Here is an 18624-nt window from a genome sequence, read left to right on the forward strand (position 1 = left end):
TTTTCTTGTTTTTAAGACAAAAAAAATATCAGTATTTCACCTAAAATATGTAGGGAAAATACTGACATGGTTCTTTTATTTGTCACAACTAGGAGCTATTATTTTTCTGCTTTAATAATTGCTGACACGATATATTCTTCCACTTTATACTCAGGGGCCCATTCTTTAATAAAATCTTTTGATTCAACTTTTGGAGTGATAGAAATATTTTTGAAACCAGCTTGTTTCATATACCCTCCTAATTCTTTAATGGTCGAAGCACCTGATATACAACCTGAGTATAGTTGAAAATCTGATTGGAGTTCTTTAGGTAATTTCGTAGTCATCATAATATCAGAAATAGCCAAACGTCCACCTTCTTTTAATACACGATATGCCTCCTGAAACACTCTAATTTTATTAGGGGATAGATTAATGACACAATTGGATATAATGACATCAACTAAGCGATCAGCAACTGGCATATTTTCAATTTCTCCTAATCGGAACTCTACATTCCTAAATTGGTTTTTGTCCGCATTGCTTCTTGCCTTACTAATCATTTCAGGTGTCATATCGACCCCAATGACTTTTCCTTTTTCTCCAACTTTTGGTGCAGCTAAGAAACAATCAAATCCTCCACCACTTACAAGGTCAAGAACTGTTTCACCCTCTTTTAATTCGGCAATAGCCTGAGGGTTGCCACAGCCTAAACCCATATTGGCTCCATCTGGAATACTATTTAACTCTTCAACAGAATACCCCATTTTCTTTGATATTTCTTTTACAGAAATGTTTTGACTTTCTTCTGGAGAACAACCACTCGGAGCACAGCAGTTATTGTCATTCACTACTTTTAATGCGATTTTCTTATAATTTTCCCTGACATGATTCCGAACTAAATCCTTTTGAATTTCACTCATCTTATCTCCACCCTTTTAATTGATTAAGATTTTTTCCATAGACATTACATCCACAAATTCCCCATCGAGTATCCCTTGATTTTTAAACGTTCCAACCTCACGATATCCGGCTTTATGGTACAGCCTTTGACCTAATTGGTTAAAAGGGAAGGTAAAGAGTACAATTTTATGAAATCCATTTTGCCGAGCAACCTCATCAATTGCAGTTAGTAGCAATCCTCCGATACCCTTACCCCTAGAATCTCTAGCAATATAAACTGACAGATCCGCCACTCCTGAGTAGGCACATCTGTTATTGTAAGGGTTTAAAGAAGCCCACCCTTTCACCGTTCCCTCTTCCTCAGCGACAATAACTTTATAGCGTCCTTCAAGTTGCTTAAACCATTCTTCCATGTACACTTGGTTTTTAGGCTCAGTTTCTAATGTAGCTACTCTATCCTCTATTCCTTGGTTATAAATATTCATGATGTTCTCTACATCTCTAGAGGTCGCTTGCCTAACTTTCATAGCCCCACTCCCCTTACATTTATCTGTATGATATTTATAATAGACCTTATATTTGCTTCAATTTGCTGAAGATGACTTTTTAACTATATCCTACACCGAGAATGTTGTAACTTATTTTTCTTTTACTTCTTCAATCTTCACATCGCAACAAGTACTTTTCTCCTCTTTGACCTCTTCTATTTTTATATCACAACAAGAATCAGCTTTATCTTTTTTAAACCATGCCAACGTATATCACCTCCTTTAAATTAAGTAAAATAGAAACCCTGACATTGAAGCCATAAAAACAACAGACACAACAAACGCTGAGACCAGCTTTTTCTTAAATATAGAATTTAGTAGTGCAACTTCTGGTAGACTAGCTCCTGTTGAGGCAATCATAAGCGCCATCACAGGTGGAAAGGCCATCCCTTTTGCAATAAGAATTTGCGACAAAGGGATCATTGTTGATAACCGAATATATAAAGGTATTCCGATAATTGCAGCGATTGGAACCAGCCACCACTTGTCGCCTCCAAGGTATGTCGTAATCCATTCTGTCGGTACTGCTCCGTGAATGATGGCACCAATTCCAGCTCCAATTAATAGGTATGGATATACGGTTTTCATGAGGCCCACGGTTTCTATCAATGCACCTCTGATACTAAATTTAACTTCCTGTTCATTAAATCCCGTCAAAGTTACTTTCTTCACTGCTTTTTCGAAACCCAGTTTTTCTAGAGTGAATCCAATAATGATTGAGAGTATGGAAGTAACAAGTGTATAAACTATTGCAACTTTGACCCCTAATAAAGCAGCCATTAGTGTGATAATTGTAGGATCTAAGACTGGTGAAGCAAATAAGAACACCATTACTACTCCAAATCTCACATTTTTATTAAGTAAATTAACTATCACTGGAATTGTTGAACAAGAACAGAATGGAGTTATAAATGCGAATAAAATTGCTGCAATAACTCCTACAAAGGTGTTTTTTCCAGATAAATACTTATTCAGTTTTTCATATGGAATAATCCCTTGAATTAAACTGACCAAAAATGAAATTCCTATAAATAAAACCGTAAGCTCTAGAGCTATTGATATAAAATCCTTGAAAATTTGCTCTACCACTATAAAACCTCCTCAAATATTTGTATTTTACAAGTATAATTCAAAAAAAATATCCTGACACAACTAAGACAAACCTTAAGAAACTTACTTAAACCCCTAAAAAATAATTGTATTTTGCAAGTATCCACACTAGGGAGGTACCCCCCTAAATGTTTCCACAGCATACACTTGATTTTGCCATTGCGTTATTTAAGAGTCTAATGGAACGTATGACAGTTTCTTTTTCAAAATCGTTCATTTCTGAAAAAACTTCATTTAGAAAAGTATTCATTTGTTCGTCGATAGTAGTAGCTACGTATTTTCCTTCTACCGTCAAGGAGAGAATATTTATCCTTCTATCCTCTGGATCTGGTGTCTTTTTTACTAAATTCATTTTAACTAAGGACTGAACTTGACGACTAAAAGTTGTAATGTCTATGCCTAATGTATCTGCAATTTGCTGCATCGAAGGGTTATGTTGATGATCAATCTCGTATAATATATGACTTTGTACGAGTGAAATATCACATCCACCAGTGCTACAACAGTTTTTATTAAGAAGTCCAAAGCGCCTAGTCATCACTTGGAATAATTCACGTAAATTTTCCATTTTTATCACCTCTCTTTTATTATATGAATTAATTTGCAAATTGCAACTTTTTATTTATGATAATTTTTATTTTTCATTTTTGAGTATGCCCTAATAAAACTTTGATAAGTATCCTCTCCATAATACATTACATTACCTTTAAAGAAATTTTCAATGATAAACTCTTTAGCTTCATAAGTTTTATATCCCCTTGCGGAAATTATAAGATTAAAATATGATTCGAAATATTCCTCAGATAGTACACTTGAATAATTCACTGTCATAATATATCACCCCTTTTAACACTAGATTATGATCTACTTGATACTAGTGTATGTTATTTACTTGTATTATACAACTAATTTACACAATTTGTAAATCTTATTCATAGCAAAATAATGACAATTTTCTAAAATCCTACACTTAATTTGTAAAAAAGTGGTATACTTTTTTGCAGTTATTAGGATAGTTTTAAAATTTTAGAGAGGAGAATCCCTATGTCTGATATTGATTTTTTTAGTGTGCAAAGGGAACAATCTAGGATAAAGACAAATTTACTTACCAAGTATTTTGATGTTTGGGCAAAAATTATTCGCCCAAGATCAAGAAGCGGAAAAATTGCATATATTGATTTATTTAGTGGACCTGGCAAATTTAATGATGGCAGTAAATCTACACCTCTTCTTATTTTAGAAAAAGCCATTAACGATGAAAATTTAAAAAATAGTTTAGTTACCGTATTTAACGATGCTAGTACAGATACTAGCAAACAACTAATGCAAAACATTAATAATATGCAAGGAATTGATATCTTAAAATATAAACCCCAGGTGCTCAATACTGAAGTAGGAGATGAGATTGCTACTATATTTTCTGAAAAAAATCTAATCCCAACTTTAGCCTTCATTGACCCTTGGGGTTATAAAGGGCTAACAATAAAATTAATAAATGCACTCATAAAAGACTTTGGTTCTGATTGTATCTTTTTCTTCAATTATAATCGTATCAATATGGGTATTAATAATCCAATCGTTGTTCAACATATGGACGCCCTTTTTGGAGAAGAAAGGGCAAATAAAATGAGAGAAAAAATTAAAAATCTGAATTCAGAAGAGAAAGAAGCATATATTGTTAACGAATTAGCAGAAGCCCTCTCTGTTAATCATTCAAATTTAGTACTACCATTCCGTTTTATAGATGAAAAAAAGAATAAAGCAAGTCATTATCTTATTTTCGTATCTAAGCATAAACTTGGTTATACAATCATGAAAGAAATTATGGCTAATGAGAGCAGCATAAAAGAAGATGGAGTCGCCACTTTTTCATATATACCTGTAAAACACTTAGAAAGACATCAAAACATTCAGTTATCACTTTTAATACAATACGAAAGACCACTAGATAGTTTGGGAAAAGAGTTAATGAATAAATATAAAGGAAAGACACTGACTGTTAAGGAGATTTTTGATGTTAATCAGATTGGGACTCCATTTACATCTTCTGACTTTAAAGAAGCTCTAAGAAGATTAGAAGATGAAGGCTATATTATCACCGATCCCCCAGCTTCAAAAAGGCCAATGAGAAACGGAGTAAAAACAATGGGGGATAAAGTTAAAATTTCTTTCTTAAGATAGAACAAATGTTCTTGTAAAAAGTTCCCAATAGTGTATGATTATGATATAGTATACTATTCAGGAGGGATATGTAATGGCTGGTAATTCTAGTATTGAATGGACAGAAGCAACTTGGAATCCTGTTACTGGTTGTAACAAGGTCTCAGATGGCTGTAAGCATTGCTACGCTGAACGTATGGCCAAACGACTTTTTGCAATGGGTAACCCTAGATATATAAATGGGTTTAAAGTAACTCTTCATAACGATTTAATAAATGTACCCAGAAAATGGAATAAACCTAAAAGAATCTTTGTAAATTCCATGTCAGATTTATTTCATGAGGAAATACCACTTGAATTTATTAAACAGGTTTTTAAAACTATGAATGAGACACCACATCACTCTTACCAAGTGCTTACAAAACGTCCAGAGAGGGTAGTAGAACTTGCTAATATTTTAAATTTCACACCTAATATTTGGATGGGTACAAGTATTGAAAATGAAAAGGTTATTCATAGAATTGACATTTTGAAACATGTACCTGCAGTAATTAGATTTTTATCTTGTGAACCCTTACTAGGACCACTTGATAACCTAGATTTAAATAATATTCATTGGGTAATTGCTGGTGGAGAATCTGGACCAGGGGCCCGACCTATGGAGGCTGACTGGGTTAGGTCTATTCGTGACCAATGTAATGAACAGAAAGTTGCTTTCTTTTTTAAACAATGGGGTGGCGTTCAAAAGCATCGTTTTGGGCGGGAATTAGATGATAAAACATACAATGAATATCCAAAACTAACCCTTGCCTAACTTTAATAGGCAGGGGTTGATTAAATTTTTCATAAATAGTACTGACACATGCTCATAAGTTACAAAATAAAACTCAAATGTTATCTTAAAGCATAAGTTTGTCACCTATCCTTTTAAAGCATAAGCATGTCACAGTTACATTTTTATGCTTTAAGTCACACATTCATAAAACAACTCCTATATTCACTAACGTCAATAAATGAAACTATATATTAAGGAATATTCGACAAAAACCTATGAAACCCTTGAACCATAAGGAGAATAATTGTAACTGAGAATATAACTACTATTAGATGCTATAATAGCTATACAAAATATGTAAATAAAAGAGGATTGAAGGCATGAAATCATTGAAAACTAAGGCTCTTGAATGGATTAATTCACTATACGATAAGTCTTCTATTATCGATAAAGAGAAAGTAATTATGGACAGCTCTGTTTATTTTAAGGTAGAAGGATTTGCTGACGAGCCAGAGGTGTATCTAATAGCTACTAAAGAAGGCATAGAATTTGGATATGAAGCTACTCAGTGGGATGGGTTATATGCCTTCTCCCATTCCAGGCATGTATAAAAAACACTCATTAACCTGGGAGAAATTGCAATCATCAGACAAATTGGAACAACAAGAATTAATACTTGACCTACTAATGAAAACTATCAATTCAAGAAAAAGACAATATCGAAAGTGCCAATTCTGTGGAGAAAAAGTTGCTGTAGAACATCGGTTTGATATGAATACATGCCATGGTTGTGCCAGTAAGCATTTTGGTGTGGTATATTAATTCATTACCCAATATTAAAATACAATGATAACAGTATTAAACAGTATCATTGAATCTCTACTACTTAAATCCTTCTTGTTTGTTACAATAAAAATAAAGGAGTTTTAAAATGATTGAAATACTTATTGACCATTCCTATGAAGATGATTATTTTATGATTTCTGAAATTACAGTAAACATAAAGGATGTATCTGAAAAAGAACGAATTGAAAAAGTAGTGCAAAAGTCTAATCTTATAGGCTCTTTAGTAGACGTAGGTAATGATTTGAAGAAACGTATAGCTGATCGATTAAAAGTTGATGTTAGCATTATTGATTTTGATACAAATGAAATTGACATAATGTAATAATCGTAAAATAACGAGTCCAGTTTTTTGCTACATACAGGTTAATAATCATTGATAAAGCAATATCCCAATCTCTTGAATCAGACTCTAAGAAATTGGGATATTAGGTTTAGCAAGTTCTTTTCATACGACATTGTATTTTCTCCATCTAACAAAACCTAACGGAAGATTTCTTTTGATAATATTTTATAGTTTATAGCCTCTAATTAGCTTAATTAACCGCTGATTTTCCTTTGATAATCTTGATTGAGAATTGTCACCAAGTCTTGTGATTTTTCGTGGATTTCTTGGATATAGAATATTCCTGTTACCTTTCATTAGAATATCTAAATCTTGACTCGCCTCATACAAGAGATTATTCTCAACGTCTACACCATTGCTCCATCGTATAGTTCCTACCACTGCATCCAATTCTGCTGACATAAACAAGTTTATATCGTTACATAAGTCTTTCAATAACCCTTGTTCTTTTTGCAAAAATATTTGAATATCTAAAATTCTATACTCATTATTTTCAAATCCCATTATTAGCTTGAAGGTTTTTGTCGGGTAAAATGATAAAATTCTCATGTATTGCTTCCTCCTTTTAACTCCTACTTTCTTTAAATATCCTTCCCCACCATTTGATTCAATTTCTTTGTAATTCCCGATCTAACCAAAATGTTTTAATTGGGAATTTCCAACTAAAATAACCAGGATTTTAGATAATACCCGATCATTAGGCCAACCATTAGCATAATAGCTTTTCCAGCAACCACTGTTACTATGTTCTGTACGAATTTCCTTGATTGAAACTTCTTTATTAATGACTTCATTTCAACATCCCCCTAAGTTTTTACTCGATATTGTTACCTTTGTAACTGTATTAGAAAATAATAAAAACCGCCCATTCCATTTATGAGCGGTTTGAAAATTTTGGTATGAAATTGTTGATTCTATTTAATAAAATTCCCATCATAAAACATCCTATACCCAAAATTTAGTAATATTATTACCTATCGTAAATTACGATTCATTGTAGGTCAATAGAAGTTTCAATTTATTTTAGTCGATTTCCTATTTTCGCTAATCCAACAGGCTTAAAGAGTTGCTGTACACATCCTGCCAAGACCGTTATCATTACCTTTTCCCTTATCTCCTACTATGTCTCTTTGAAATAAGGTTCTTCCCCGCTTTTCCTCCCCTTCTATCCCCCTCAATCCCTTCTCCCACTTACCTTCACGCCATTTCCCTTCCTTAAACCTTCTCACTATTACGTAATTCAAGTTCTTCCCAAAAAACCACCCTTTCGAGTAAAAAAATGTACCGATAACGGAACAGAAAGGAAGGTAAAAATGTAATTAAGTTCTTCCGTAGTAGCTATAAGGATTAAGGCTAAATGGATGATTGATCAAGCTCTTTTTCCCGCTTGTTTTCAACCCTTTTTTCCATATTTGTTTATAACCTGTTGATATCTAACACTTCTTCACTCTTTCTCATGCTTTTCCTCTAACCTTATTCCTAATCTGTGTATAATCTGTTGATACCGCAGGCTTTCTTCTCCTTCATTCATTCACACGTTATCCCCATTTACCCAAGAAATTAATCAAACTATTGATTAGAACCAAGGTTTGCAGGCAAGCAAAAAAGAACCGAGACAACGTACCAACGGTACGCCTCTCGATCCTTCTGGATTTTACATATACAGTTGTTAGCTCCCGCTTTCTTCCCTGTTCAGATACCAACTTAATTACATCAGGTCTGAACTTGAATTACATGGGGAAGAACTTGGTTGCGAAGAGACACAGACAGTCACTTCTCAACTTTTCTTTACTCCACCGTAACACTCTTCGCAAGGTTACGTGGCTTATCTACGTCACAGCCGCGGTGTAGGGCTGCGTAGTAGGCGATTAATTGTAATGGTACGACAGAGATAAGAGGTGTTAATAGATCATGCACTTCTGGAACGACAAATGTGTCTCCGTTCATTTCCAAGCCTTTCATGGAAATGATGCATGGGTTTGCTCCACGGGCAACGACCTCTTTGACGTTTCCGCGGATGCTTAAGTTTACACTTTCTTGTGTAGCCAAAGCAATGATTGGTGTACCGTCCTCGATTAGAGCGATGGTACCGTGCTTTAATTCTCCACCAGCAAAGCCTTCTGCTTGAATATAAGAGATTTCCTTCAACTTCAAGGAACCTTCTAGACATACGTAGTAGTCAATTCCACGACCGATAAAGAATGCGTTGCGTGTCTCCGTTAAGAAATCACGGGCAATTTGTTCGAAATCATCCTTCTCATCGCAAAGAACTTCCATCGCATTGGCGATGATCCCAAGCTCTTTTGATAAGTCAAAATCAATTTCATGTCCACGGCTTCTTCCTGTTACAGCCGCTAAGATAGAAAGTACAGCAATTTGAGCAGTGTAAGCTTTTGTCGATGCCACGGCAATTTCTGGTCCAGCATGTAAAAGCAATGTGTAATCTGCTTCACGAGATAAAGTTGAACCAGGAACGTTTGTAACCGTTAATGCCTTATAACCCATTGCTTTAACATTAACTAGAACGGCGCGGCTATCAGCTGTTTCTCCACTTTGTGAGATGAAAATAAACAATGGCTTTTCAGAAAGCAATGGCATATTGTAACCAAACTCACTAGCGATATGAACTTCAACTGGAATCTTAGCCATTTTTTCAATCAGCTGCTTGCCAACTAATCCTGCATGATACGAAGTACCTGCAGCGACAATATACACACGATCAGACTCTTTCATGGCAGCAATAATGTCTTCATCAACATGCAGTGCGCCATCTTCTGAACGATACTCTTGAACAATTTTACGAATCACTAATGGTTGCTCATCAATCTCTTTTAGCATGTAATGAGGGTAAGTGCCTTTTTCAATATCGCTTGCATCAAGCATAGCTGTAAACGGTGCACGAGTCATAATCTCTCCGTCTAACGTTTGAATCGTAACCTCGTTTTGCTTCACGATCACCATTTCTTTATCCATTAATTCAACAAATTGGTTCGTTACTTGAAGCATTGCCATCGCATCACTTGCAACAACATTGAAGCCATCACCAAGACCAACTAATAACGGACTCTTATTTTTTGCGACAAAAATAGTATTCGGATTTTCAGAATCTAAAAGAGCCAACGCATATGAACCTTTTACAAGCTTAAGCGTTTTGCGGAATGCTTCTTCCACTGTTAGGCCATCTTTGATAAATACCTCAATCAACTGAACCACTACTTCTGTATCTGTATCACTCACTAGCGCTACATCCATTAAGAACTCTTCTTTTAGAAGTTCGTAGTTCTCGATCACCCCGTTATGAACAAGGGTAAAGCGTTCTGTCGTACTTTGATGTGGATGGGCATTTACCACACTTGGAACACCATGTGTTGCCCAACGCGTATGACCAATCCCCATATTCGCTGCAACTTTTGCATCAACGATAGTACGTAAATCCGCAATTCTGCCTTTTTCTTTAAAAACATGTACGCCGTCTGCGTTCATTACAGCGATTCCTGCTGAGTCATAGCCTCTATATTCTAACTTCTCTAAGCCTTTGATTAAAATTTCTTTTGAGTCATTATTTCCAATATAACCAACGATTCCGCACATATTATTCTTCCTCCCAAATAAGGGGGCAAGAATCCTTTTGTTAGGGGCACTTGCCCCCTTATCTCTGTTTTTTATGATGTGATGCAGGTTTCTTCTCTTTGTCCATCAAGTTGCCTCAATGTTTTAAAGAAGAAATCTCGGTTGGCATCTTCAACCGGGAGGTATCCGCCGAACATTCGATAACCCTCCTCCTCGTCAACTAACTACTCCTTCGCTCCAGTAATTAGTTCAGGCGCTTTAAAATTCGATGCAATCTGCCCACCTTTCTATTTTGAGTAAAGTTTCTGCAAAAAATTCTTGTTACAACTGTAATAGACGGAATCAACCATTCCAAGGTTACAACAACAAAACTTTTTACAAAAACAGGATCATCATAACCTACATTTCCAATCTCGTCAACTAATAACTGGATGGAAAAAATGTATCTAATAACAAACTATGCATAAGGGCTGTCAAAAGTCCCTTATGCATAGAAAAGTATGCTCCTTACTCATTACAGTTGGAACTGTATTTTATTCTTGTAATCCCATTTCAACCTTTACAACCTCAGCAATGCGCTCCACATAAGATTGACACTGTTCTTCGGTTGGAGCTTCTGCCATGACGCGCACAAGCGGCTCTGTTCCTGAAGGTCGAACAAGAATACGTCCATTTCCGTTCATTTCTGCTTCCACTTGCTCGATAATGGCTTTCACTTTTTCGTTATCTGTTACATGATGCTTATCTGTTACACGAATATTGACGAGCTTTTGCGGGAATTTTTCCATCTCATTAGCAAGCTCGGACAACTTCTTTTTCGTCATCTTCATGATATTGACAAGCTGCAGTCCTGAAAGAAGACCATCACCAGTTGTATTGTAATCTAAGAAAATGATATGGCCCGACTGCTCTCCACCTAAATTATAGCCACTTTTCTTCATTTCCTCGACTACATAACGGTCGCCAACAGCAGTTTGAATGCTCTTAATTTCATTTTCTTCAAGAGCCTTGTAAAATCCAAGATTACTCATCACGGTAGAGACAACCGTATTATGTTTCAAACGATTGTTTGCATTCATGTATTTCGCACAAATAAACATAATCTGGTCGCCATCGACAATATCACCATTTTCGTCAATAGCAATTAGACGATCGCCATCTCCGTCAAAAGCTAATCCCACATCTGCTTCTTTTTCTTTTAAGAACGCTGCCAGTGCTTCTGGGTGAGTAGAACCGACGCCATTGTTAATATTTAGTCCATTAGGTGAAGCGCCCATTGTTGATAGATCTGCTTCTAAGTCAGCAAATAGATGTGCAGCCAAGGAAGATGTTGCTCCATGTGCACAGTCTAAGGCAATATGTATTCCGGAGAAATCCTCATCTACTGATTGTTTTAAGAATTGCAGATACTTTTGTCCACCCTCAAAGTAATCATTTACTTGACCAAGATTTTCACCAACAGGTCTTGGTAACTCATCTTCTGGCATGTCCAACAACTGTTCAATCTCAAGCTCTTGTTCGTCAGAAAGTTTAAAGCCGTCTGAGCCAAAGAATTTTATTCCGTTATCTGCAACTGGATTATGGGATGCTGAAATCATGACCCCAGCTTGTGCTCCAAGCACTTTTGTTAAATAGGCTACTCCAGGGGTTGAAATCACGCCTAATCGCATAACCTCTGCACCAATGGATAATAACCCAGCTACTAAGGCACCTTCTAACATATGTCCTGAAATACGAGTATCACGACCGATTAACACCTTAGGTCTTGGTTGATTTTTCGTTAAAACATATCCTCCAAAGCGGCCTAATTTAAAAGCAAGCTCTGGTGTTAATTCGCTATTAGCTACGCCGCGAACTCCATCCGTACCGAAATATTTACCCATCTACTCTCGCTCCTTTTCCAAATAAATCACTGTTCATCTTCTTGAGTTATTAACACTTTCACAGTCTCTCTCGCTAATTTCCATTCAACATTTTCTGGACCATCCACTTGAATCTCGATTTCGTGCTCACCTGCGTCACGATCAGAAGCATCTATATAAAGTCGGAAGTTTGACGCTGTCAAGGAAGTAATATCTCCACTGTTTCCCGATAAAGTTATACTTGTGGAACCATTTGATGGCTCCTGAAATACAGCTTCATATTGTTCTGGCAATCCCTCTATTTGGATAGGGACATTAGAAAAGGTTCGATCCTCTGTTTTATTCGCTCGGATCGATACTTTTATCACTTGAGGGTCAACAGCGATAATCCCTTCTGAGATAATAACAGGTAGTGTTACCTCTGTATCCTTTTCAATTTCACTAACATCTAATTCCACTCGAACGGAATCCGTCCTATTCAGTACCTCTTCAGAAGCAATAATCTTCGCTTCTTCGGTTTCAAGTCTAATCGATTCAATTGTTACGCCCGCTGGCAAGGTCCCAGATTGGACAACATTAATCGGAACGGTTTTCGTGGATGCCTTTACTGGAATCGTTACTTCCACATTACTCGGCTCCACGAGGACATCCAGTTTATTTAAAGCCTGATCAAGGACGAGAATCTCCGCATCCCGCTTTATCGTCTCATTGATTGGCCCAGTCACATCCAAAGGAGCCTTTACATATGTGATTTTCTCAATCACATCTTTTGCCCCAGTAATCGTCACCTTATTTGGTTCGACGATTGCAATATCGGATATGTATCCTTCTGCTAAAATATTGCTATCAAATTCTGCTTCTACATTAAACTCTTTCGTCACTTTTTCTTGAACTGACACGGTGATCGTTGCTGGATCTATACTCACTTTTAATCTTTCTGAAATGTCCCGAATCTGAATCTCTACTTCCTGTGTTCCGATTTCCGCATCTGTTAAGTCGACATACACCTCAAATCCTCGTTGAGTTAAAGCTTGTTGGAGGTTTGCACGTGGCCCAGAGAGAGTCAGCTTCACCGTTTCTGGTACACCCGTTACAACAAGATTATCTGCGTCATAAATACTTGTTACCGGTACCGCTTCAATTACCTCTGATTCTTGATCCTGAGGGACATTGACCACGGAATTATTTTCCTCAACGACATTTTCGAATAGCAGCACTGCTAGCGCTAAGGCGATAACACGAATAAACCATTTATTTTCGATCAATTTATTAATATACTTATCCATTCGCTTTTCCCCTCCAGTTCCACCGACCTGAAGAAGTCTGTTTTGCTTTTACCTCGGCTAGTAATTCTGCTTCTAATATTTCTCTAAATTTATCTAGCTTGAGGTCACGATGGAGTTCCCCATTCTTTGTCAAAGAGATCGATCCTGTTTCCTCTGATACAATGACGGTTAAGCTATCTGTCACTTCACTAATTCCTAATGCTGCCCGATGTCTTGTCCCTAGCTCCTTTGATATGAAGGGACTTTCTGACAAAGGCAAATAACATGCTGCCGCAGCCACTGCGTTCTTTTGCAAAATAACAGCACCATCATGCAAAGGAGTATTTGGAATAAAAATATTGATGAGTAGCTCCGAAGATATATTTGCGTTTAGCGGGATACCCGTTTCTATGTAATCTGCCAATCCAGTTTCCCGTTCAACAGAAATAAGGGCTCCAATACGTCGTTTTGCCATATAATCTGTTGCTTTAACAATGGATTCAACCATCTTTTCTTGTTCATCTTCTTCCTGATGACCAGATCGTGAGAAAAAGCCGCCTCTTCCTAATTGTTCTAAGGCTCTTCTAAGCTCTGGTTGGAATATGATTACAAAAGCGACGACTCCCCATATGAGTACTTGCTCCATCATCCAATTTAGCGTTTGTAAATGGAACTTATCACTGATCAACGTTACAATTAAGACAACAAAAATCCCTTTTAGCAACTGAACAGCCTTCGTACCTTTTATCATCATGATGAGCTTGTATATCACGAATGTTACTAGGAGAATGTCAATGGCATTAATCAGTAGATCAAAAAGATTGAAATTTCCAATCGACATGGGACTTCCTCCAATTATATATATTTAAAAGCAGTGAATGCTTTGATTTCGTTTCATTTTACCCTAATAGTATATCATAATTCAAAGAAACACTATTCAACTCATGTCCACGCAAGGAAAAACAGCCACACCTTGTGACTGTTCCGACTCTTCGAAGAAGTTGATTGCTTCTTTCGCCATATTCTTCATATGATACCATATCCACTCAAAGATAGCATTTATTTCTTTAACATCCCCTGTCACATCCCCTGCAGAGGCTAAATACTTCTCTCCGTTTATGACCGTTGCATTTCCATCAATTTGTCCTTCAATGACCAAAGTCCCGTTTCGAACAACGACATCTCCTTTTACAACTTCCCCTTCTGGTACAATGACCGTATCATTTTGAACAATCAAATTTGGCTGCTTTGATACAGATAAATCATGACCTGTGTTCCATGTAGAGAAGAGACTCCCTACCATGAGAACTAGGAATAAGGAAGCGGCCGTTATGAGCGGATGATGTCTTAGCCATCTTTGGACGCCTACTTTTTTCTTTTCTTTCGGTAATCTATTCATCACCTTCATGGTAAAATCGTCTGACGCTGCCACATGGGCAATACTCTTTACTAACGCCAATGATTTTTCAAGTTCATGAAAATGCTTCTGACAATCCGGACATTGCAAAAGATGTTCCTTCAATTCCTTTTCATGCTCAGTTGAGATTTCCTCATCTAAATACTCGTGCATATAAGCAATATATTTTTCAGGACAACTCACTGTTCTCACCTCTCATTAAACATTCCTTAATTGGTGTCTCAACGCTTCTCTCCCTCTGTGAATGCGGGTTTTCACTGTCCCTAGTGGCATATCCAGAATCTCACTAATTTCGTTTAACGAAAGCTCTTCAATATACTTAAGAACGATGACAGAACGGTACTTCTCCGGTAATTTTGCGATTTCTCTTTGAATGGTTTCATGCAACTCTATACTTTCGACTTCTTCTTCTGGTAATGCTGAATCAGAAGGCACCTGTGAGTACATCGTTAAACCATCTGTTCCCGAGACTTCCGCATCGAGGTAAAAATCTGGTTTTTTCTTTCTAATTCGGTCAATGCATAGGTTCGTGGCAATTCGATAGAGCCACGTGGAAAATTTCAAATCAATATTAAAGCTTGCGATATTCACATATGCGCGAATAAACGCTTCTTGGGCCATATCCTCAGCCTCGTGGCGGTTCCCCAGCATTCGGAAACATAATTGAAATACTTTATCTTTATAGATTTCAACAATTTCCGCATAGGCATTTTGATCGCCTTTTAGTACTTGTCTAATTCTCTTTTTAACTATTGCATCCATTTTACTATTTACCTCCGCTCTATGCGGCTAGTCGATATACGAATCGATAGCAGAAAAGGTTTCATTTATTTACGGAATTTATTTATGATTTCTCCAAACTAAACCTTTTGTCTAATTCTTTAGTAAGTAAATGTAACCATTATGATTTATATAAGATCTATTTTAACAAAAAAAGCCATTTGTGGTTTAAGAATTTGGACAAAGGGAATAAAGAATTTAAAGGATGGTGTTATGAGGACAAAATTATTGCAGGAAATTGAATGCTGTCGTAATCAAATGATCTCCACTGCCGCCTCTACTTCTCTTTCAAATGATGAAGTACTAAAACTTAGTAAAGAACTGGATGTCTTATTAAATCAGTATCAAGAAATCGAAGAAAAAAATAAATAATCGTAACTCCACCTCCCTTTATTTTATATTGGGAGGTGGAGTTCATACTACCTTTTTTTATGTTCACAATAACTTTTCTCCAAATAATGAGCCCATTAAAGCAACTGCTACTGACGCTGTTTTATTTTTCTCATCTAAAATAGGATTTACTTCTACAAATTCAGCCGAGGTAACAATGTCAGATTCAGCCAACATCTCCATCGCCAAATGACTTTCACGATAACTTATTCCCCCGTTTACAGGAGTACCCACTCCAGGGGCATCTGTCGGATCTAGCCCGTCCAAGTCTAATGATAAGTGGACACCATCTGTACGCTCTTTCAAATACTGGATTGTTTCTTCCATGACCTTGGTCATCCCTAATCGATCGATTTCATGCATCGTGTAAACTCTAATTCCTTTTTCTTTAATAAGGGCTCTTTCTCCCTCATCTAATGAACGAGCACCAATGAGGACGATATTCTCCGGCTTCACTTTTGGTTGAAAGCCGCCTATATTCGTTAATAATGGATGCCCTAAGCCGATACTAACTGCCAACGGCATACCATGGATATTTCCTGATGGTGATGTTTCAGCTGTGTTCAAATCACCATGGGCATCATACCAAATCACCCCAAGGTTTTGATAGTGCCGTGAAACTCCTGCTAGTGTTCCTATAGCAATACTATGATCCCCTCCTAATACTAAAGGAAAAGAACCAGATTGGATCACTTCATCCACCTTTTCAGCAAGCTTAGCTGTTTTCTCTGCAATCAAATCGAGATTTCTCAGATTTGATTCCTTGTCCACTCGAACCTCCGGTCTTCCAATCGCAATATCACCTAAGTCCTTCACTTCATCAAATAAAGTTTGTAACCTTTCATTAACACCAGCGTAGCGAATGGCACTTGGTCCCATATCAACTCCACGCCTCATTTGTCCAAGATCCATAGGCATTCCAATAATCGATAGCTTTCGCACCAGCTTCCCCTCCTATCTTTCTTACCCCTATTTTAAACGCTTACAATCATTTGACTCAACTCAACATCATAATGCATATATATACGTTTAAAAATTCTATAAACTATAAAAATGATTCTAGAATTTTAAATGAGCAACTGATTCAATTTTTTGATGATTATCGGGATTAAGTCTTTTATGTTTATTAGAAAAGGAAAGATGGATGAAGCTACTATAGCGTTTAAATTACATTGGACGCATGGCAATTAAGCAATTATATTCTTCATACTTTAATTGGGGTTGGAGTTGGATGGTCCGGAGAAGTGAATATAGGAGTAGGCATTTTAATTAGTTTTATTCTTTTCATATTACAAATGCTATTAAGTTGCCTGTGGCTTAAAAAAATGCCGTTTTGTGCCTTTAGATTTCAAGCGATAAAAAAAAGGAAACCATGTTCCTCAACTCAATATAAATTTTGCACAAAAAAAATCTCTTAAGATTGGTATCTTAAGAGATATGAGCCATGAAGGACTCGAACCTTCGACCCTCTGATTAAAAGTCAGATGCTCTACCAACTGAGCTAATGGCTCTAAAGTAAATATGTGCTACTATTTATTTTCTTATTTTAAGATACAAGGCATCTACGATGTCCCCATCTCAGAAAGTCAATTCAAGTAGCAGCTCGATGGGTACAACTCGAAGCAAATTCATAGATGAATCGCTCGTTGCTCTACCAACTGAGCTAATGGCTCTAAAAAACTTGGCTGGGCTAGCAGGATTCGAACCTACGAATGACGGAGTCAAAGTCCGTTGCCTTACCACTTGGCTATAGCCCAATAATATGTAAAGTTCAAAAATAAAAGGACTACCTATAGCTTGTCCTGTTTTATGCTTTTATATAAGTAATGTTATTTGATTCCACAATACTTTGTAAATACGGAACATTTTTTCACTATGGAGAAAAAATGGTGGTGGAGGGGGACGGATTCGAACCGCCGAACCCGAAGGAGCGGATTTACAGTCCGCCGCGTTTAGCCACTTCGCTACCCCTCCAAAAATGGTGCCGGCCAGAGGACTTGAACCCCCAACCTACTGATTACAAGTCAGTTGCTCTACCAATTGAGCTAGGCCGGCATATTAAATAATAATGAATGCTATTTTACTCCACTTTGCTACGTAAAAAACTTTGGTGGAGGATGACGGGATCGAACCGCCGACCCCCTGCTTGTAAGGCAGGTGCTCTCCCAGCTGAGCTAATCCTCCGAAGTAGTTGTAGCAACTACAACTTTTAATGACCCCTACGGGATTCGAACCCGTGTTACCGCCGTGAAAGGGCGGTGTCTTAACCGCTTGACCAAGGGGCCAGTATAATATTTAGAGAGCTTCCAACCGGGCTCGAACCGGTGACCTCTTCCTTACCATGGAAGTGCTCTACCTGCTGAGCTATGGAAGCATACATTCTAGCTCACAATTATATTACAAATAAAGTGACTAAAATGGCTCCGCGGGTAGGATTCGAACCTACGACCGATCGGTTAACAGCCGATTGCTCTACCACTGAGCTACCGCGGAAAATCATTAATTAATTCCTCTATCATGTGTACTTTCCGATTGTCCTCATCTCAGAAAGCCCATTCAAGAAGCAACTCGATGAGTACAACTCGCAGCAAATTCATGATGCTTCGCTCGTTGCTCTACCACTGAGCTACCGCGGAAAAATAATACTTTATTCCTTAACTGGAATCAAAGTGCTTT

20 protein-coding genes and 8 tRNA genes are annotated in these 18624 nt (G+C 37.1%); 6 read left to right on the top strand and 22 right to left on the bottom strand.

What is annotated here, in order from left to right; all coding sequences use genetic code 11:
* Positions 1 to 98 precede the first annotated feature (98 nt).
* From BMSHG_RS22005 to BMSHG_RS22030, 5 genes are all read right to left on the bottom strand, one after another.
* On the bottom strand, positions 99 to 902 hold the full coding sequence (locus BMSHG_RS22005) for an arsenite methyltransferase (RefSeq protein ID WP_019156629.1): 804 nt from the start codon (positions 900 to 902) through the stop codon (positions 99 to 101).
* Between the two features lie 15 nt (positions 903 to 917).
* Positions 918 to 1409 (bottom strand): arsinothricin resistance N-acetyltransferase ArsN1 family A, encoded by a 492-nt coding sequence (locus BMSHG_RS22010; protein ID WP_019156630.1) that lies wholly within the window; start codon positions 1407 to 1409, stop codon positions 918 to 920.
* Between the two features lie 243 nt (positions 1410 to 1652).
* Positions 1653 to 2519: a permease gene (locus tag BMSHG_RS22020; RefSeq protein WP_019156632.1), complete on the bottom strand. Its 867-nt coding sequence runs from the start codon at positions 2517 to 2519 to the stop codon at positions 1653 to 1655.
* Positions 2520 to 2664: 145 nt separating this feature from the next.
* Entirely contained in the window at positions 2665 to 3108 is a 444-nt protein-coding gene (locus BMSHG_RS22025) for a MarR family winged helix-turn-helix transcriptional regulator (RefSeq protein ID WP_019156633.1), read from the bottom strand.
* Positions 3109 to 3158: 50 nt separating this feature from the next.
* Positions 3159 to 3371 carry a hypothetical protein gene (locus BMSHG_RS22030; protein WP_019156634.1) on the bottom strand — a complete coding sequence of 71 codons (213 nt, stop codon included), beginning with the start codon at positions 3369 to 3371 and terminating at the stop codon, positions 3159 to 3161.
* Positions 3372 to 3584: 213 nt separating this feature from the next.
* On the opposite strand from BMSHG_RS22030, the gene BMSHG_RS22035 reads away from it, so the two are divergent.
* The 4 genes from BMSHG_RS22035 (at position 3585) to BMSHG_RS22050 (ending at position 6643) form a co-directional block, all read left to right on the top strand.
* Positions 3585 to 4721, top strand: a complete 1137-nt coding sequence (locus BMSHG_RS22035) for a three-Cys-motif partner protein TcmP (RefSeq protein ID WP_019156635.1) — start codon at positions 3585 to 3587, stop codon at positions 4719 to 4721.
* Between the two features lie 73 nt (positions 4722 to 4794).
* On the top strand, positions 4795 to 5514 hold the full coding sequence (locus tag BMSHG_RS22040) for a DUF5131 family protein (RefSeq protein ID WP_019156636.1): 720 nt from the start codon (positions 4795 to 4797) through the stop codon (positions 5512 to 5514).
* A gap of 341 nt (positions 5515 to 5855) precedes the next feature.
* Positions 5856 to 6086: a hypothetical protein gene (locus tag BMSHG_RS22045; RefSeq protein WP_019156637.1), complete on the top strand. Its 231-nt coding sequence runs from the start codon at positions 5856 to 5858 to the stop codon at positions 6084 to 6086.
* 320 nt (positions 6087 to 6406) lie between these two features.
* A complete protein-coding gene (locus BMSHG_RS22050; protein ID WP_019156638.1) occupies positions 6407 to 6643 on the top strand; it encodes a hypothetical protein in 237 nt (78 codons plus the stop codon).
* 186 nt (positions 6644 to 6829) lie between these two features.
* Here BMSHG_RS22050 and BMSHG_RS22055 read toward each other — a convergent pair whose 3' ends face one another.
* The 8 genes from BMSHG_RS22055 to sigW all read right to left on the bottom strand — a co-directional run bounded on the left by BMSHG_RS22055 (position 6830) and on the right by sigW (position 15540).
* Positions 6830 to 7213, bottom strand: a complete 384-nt coding sequence (locus BMSHG_RS22055; protein ID WP_019156639.1) for a DUF2442 domain-containing protein — start codon at positions 7211 to 7213, stop codon at positions 6830 to 6832.
* Between the two features lie 113 nt (positions 7214 to 7326).
* Positions 7327 to 7458 (bottom strand): hypothetical protein, encoded by a 132-nt coding sequence (locus BMSHG_RS29365; protein WP_019156640.1) that lies wholly within the window; start codon positions 7456 to 7458, stop codon positions 7327 to 7329.
* 994 nt (positions 7459 to 8452) lie between these two features.
* Positions 8453 to 10255, bottom strand: coding sequence for a glutamine--fructose-6-phosphate transaminase (isomerizing) (gene glmS, locus BMSHG_RS22075; protein WP_019156642.1), 1803 nt, complete (start codon positions 10253 to 10255; stop codon positions 8453 to 8455).
* 512 nt (positions 10256 to 10767) lie between these two features.
* Positions 10768 to 12117 (bottom strand): phosphoglucosamine mutase, encoded by a 1350-nt coding sequence (gene glmM / locus BMSHG_RS22085; RefSeq protein WP_019156644.1) that lies wholly within the window; start codon positions 12115 to 12117, stop codon positions 10768 to 10770.
* Between the two features lie 26 nt (positions 12118 to 12143).
* On the bottom strand, positions 12144 to 13382 hold the full coding sequence (locus BMSHG_RS22090) for a CdaR family protein (RefSeq protein ID WP_019156645.1): 1239 nt from the start codon (positions 13380 to 13382) through the stop codon (positions 12144 to 12146).
* Positions 13375 to 14202, bottom strand: coding sequence for a diadenylate cyclase CdaA (cdaA, locus tag BMSHG_RS22095; protein ID WP_019156646.1), 828 nt, complete (start codon positions 14200 to 14202; stop codon positions 13375 to 13377). The genes BMSHG_RS22090 and cdaA overlap by 8 nt, the downstream gene beginning before the upstream one ends.
* Positions 14203 to 14298: 96 nt before the next feature.
* Positions 14299 to 14961 carry an anti-sigma factor family protein gene (locus BMSHG_RS22100; RefSeq protein ID WP_019156647.1) on the bottom strand — a complete coding sequence of 221 codons (663 nt, stop codon included), beginning with the start codon at positions 14959 to 14961 and terminating at the stop codon, positions 14299 to 14301.
* Between the two features lie 15 nt (positions 14962 to 14976).
* Positions 14977 to 15540, bottom strand: a complete 564-nt coding sequence (gene sigW, locus BMSHG_RS22105; RefSeq protein ID WP_019156648.1) for an RNA polymerase sigma factor SigW — start codon at positions 15538 to 15540, stop codon at positions 14977 to 14979.
* 231 nt (positions 15541 to 15771) lie between these two features.
* Between sigW and BMSHG_RS27895 the strand changes: the two genes are divergently transcribed.
* Positions 15772 to 15930 (top strand): aspartyl-phosphate phosphatase Spo0E family protein, encoded by a 159-nt coding sequence (locus BMSHG_RS27895; protein ID WP_083879415.1) that lies wholly within the window; start codon positions 15772 to 15774, stop codon positions 15928 to 15930.
* A 63-nt stretch (positions 15931 to 15993) separates the two neighbouring features.
* Here the strand turns inward: BMSHG_RS27895 and rocF are convergent, their stop codons facing one another.
* Entirely contained in the window at positions 15994 to 16890 is an 897-nt protein-coding gene (gene rocF, locus BMSHG_RS22115; RefSeq protein WP_019156650.1) for an arginase, read from the bottom strand.
* A gap of 230 nt (positions 16891 to 17120) precedes the next feature.
* On the opposite strand from rocF, the gene BMSHG_RS29500 reads away from it, so the two are divergent.
* Positions 17121 to 17366, top strand: a complete 246-nt coding sequence (locus BMSHG_RS29500; protein ID WP_161601809.1) for a DUF418 domain-containing protein — start codon at positions 17121 to 17123, stop codon at positions 17364 to 17366.
* A 20-nt stretch (positions 17367 to 17386) separates the two neighbouring features.
* On the opposite strand, the gene BMSHG_RS22120 is transcribed toward BMSHG_RS29500, so the two are convergent.
* The 8 genes from BMSHG_RS22120 to BMSHG_RS22155 form a co-directional block, all read right to left on the bottom strand.
* Positions 17387 to 17459: transfer RNA gene (locus BMSHG_RS22120), tRNA-Lys, on the bottom strand.
* A 171-nt stretch (positions 17460 to 17630) separates the two neighbouring features.
* Positions 17631 to 17705 (bottom strand) — tRNA-Gln (locus tag BMSHG_RS22125).
* A 133-nt stretch (positions 17706 to 17838) separates the two neighbouring features.
* Positions 17839 to 17922 (bottom strand) — tRNA-Tyr (locus BMSHG_RS22130).
* A gap of 5 nt (positions 17923 to 17927) precedes the next feature.
* Positions 17928 to 18003, bottom strand: a tRNA-Thr gene (locus tag BMSHG_RS22135).
* Between the two features lie 53 nt (positions 18004 to 18056).
* Positions 18057 to 18132: transfer RNA gene (locus BMSHG_RS22140), tRNA-Val, on the bottom strand.
* Between the two features lie 29 nt (positions 18133 to 18161).
* A tRNA-Glu gene (locus tag BMSHG_RS22145) sits at positions 18162 to 18233 on the bottom strand.
* Between the two features lie 16 nt (positions 18234 to 18249).
* Positions 18250 to 18322, bottom strand: a tRNA-Thr gene (locus BMSHG_RS22150).
* Positions 18323 to 18366: 44 nt separating this feature from the next.
* Positions 18367 to 18441 (bottom strand) — tRNA-Asn (locus BMSHG_RS22155).
* Positions 18442 to 18624: the final 183 nt, after the last annotated feature.

The organism is Robertmurraya massiliosenegalensis JC6 (genome assembly GCF_000311725.1).
GTDB lineage: Bacteria > Bacillota > Bacilli > Bacillales > Cytobacillaceae > Robertmurraya > Robertmurraya massiliosenegalensis.

Excerpts from the sequence above, each read along its gene's own strand:
- BMSHG_RS22005 (WP_019156629.1), bottom strand. The coding sequence starts at position 902 with ATGAGTGAAATTCAAAAGGATTTAGTTCGGAATCATGTCAGGGAAAAT.
- BMSHG_RS22010 (WP_019156630.1), bottom strand. The coding sequence starts at position 1,409 with ATGAAAGTTAGGCAAGCGACCTCTAGAGATGTAGAGAACATCATGAAT.
- BMSHG_RS22025 (WP_019156633.1), bottom strand. The coding sequence starts at position 3,108 with ATGGAAAATTTACGTGAATTATTCCAAGTGATGACTAGGCGCTTTGGA.
- BMSHG_RS22030 (WP_019156634.1), bottom strand. The coding sequence starts at position 3,371 with ATGACAGTGAATTATTCAAGTGTACTATCTGAGGAATATTTCGAATCA.
- BMSHG_RS22035 (WP_019156635.1), top strand. The coding sequence starts at position 3,585 with ATGTCTGATATTGATTTTTTTAGTGTGCAAAGGGAACAATCTAGGATA.
- BMSHG_RS22040 (WP_019156636.1), top strand. The coding sequence starts at position 4,795 with ATGGCTGGTAATTCTAGTATTGAATGGACAGAAGCAACTTGGAATCCT.
- BMSHG_RS22045 (WP_019156637.1), top strand. The coding sequence starts at position 5,856 with ATGAAATCATTGAAAACTAAGGCTCTTGAATGGATTAATTCACTATAC.
- BMSHG_RS22050 (WP_019156638.1), top strand. The coding sequence starts at position 6,407 with ATGATTGAAATACTTATTGACCATTCCTATGAAGATGATTATTTTATG.
- BMSHG_RS22055 (WP_019156639.1), bottom strand. The coding sequence starts at position 7,213 with ATGAGAATTTTATCATTTTACCCGACAAAAACCTTCAAGCTAATAATG.
- BMSHG_RS29365 (WP_019156640.1), bottom strand. The coding sequence starts at position 7,458 with ATGAAGTCATTAATAAAGAAGTTTCAATCAAGGAAATTCGTACAGAAC.
- glmS (WP_019156642.1), bottom strand. The coding sequence starts at position 10,255 with ATGTGCGGAATCGTTGGTTATATTGGAAATAATGACTCAAAAGAAATT.
- glmM (WP_019156644.1), bottom strand. The coding sequence starts at position 12,117 with ATGGGTAAATATTTCGGTACGGATGGAGTTCGCGGCGTAGCTAATAGC.
- BMSHG_RS22090 (WP_019156645.1), bottom strand. The coding sequence starts at position 13,382 with ATGGATAAGTATATTAATAAATTGATCGAAAATAAATGGTTTATTCGT.
- cdaA (WP_019156646.1), bottom strand. The coding sequence starts at position 14,202 with ATGTCGATTGGAAATTTCAATCTTTTTGATCTACTGATTAATGCCATT.
- sigW (WP_019156648.1), bottom strand. The coding sequence starts at position 15,540 with ATGGATGCAATAGTTAAAAAGAGAATTAGACAAGTACTAAAAGGCGAT.
- BMSHG_RS27895 (WP_083879415.1), top strand. The coding sequence starts at position 15,772 with ATGAGGACAAAATTATTGCAGGAAATTGAATGCTGTCGTAATCAAATG.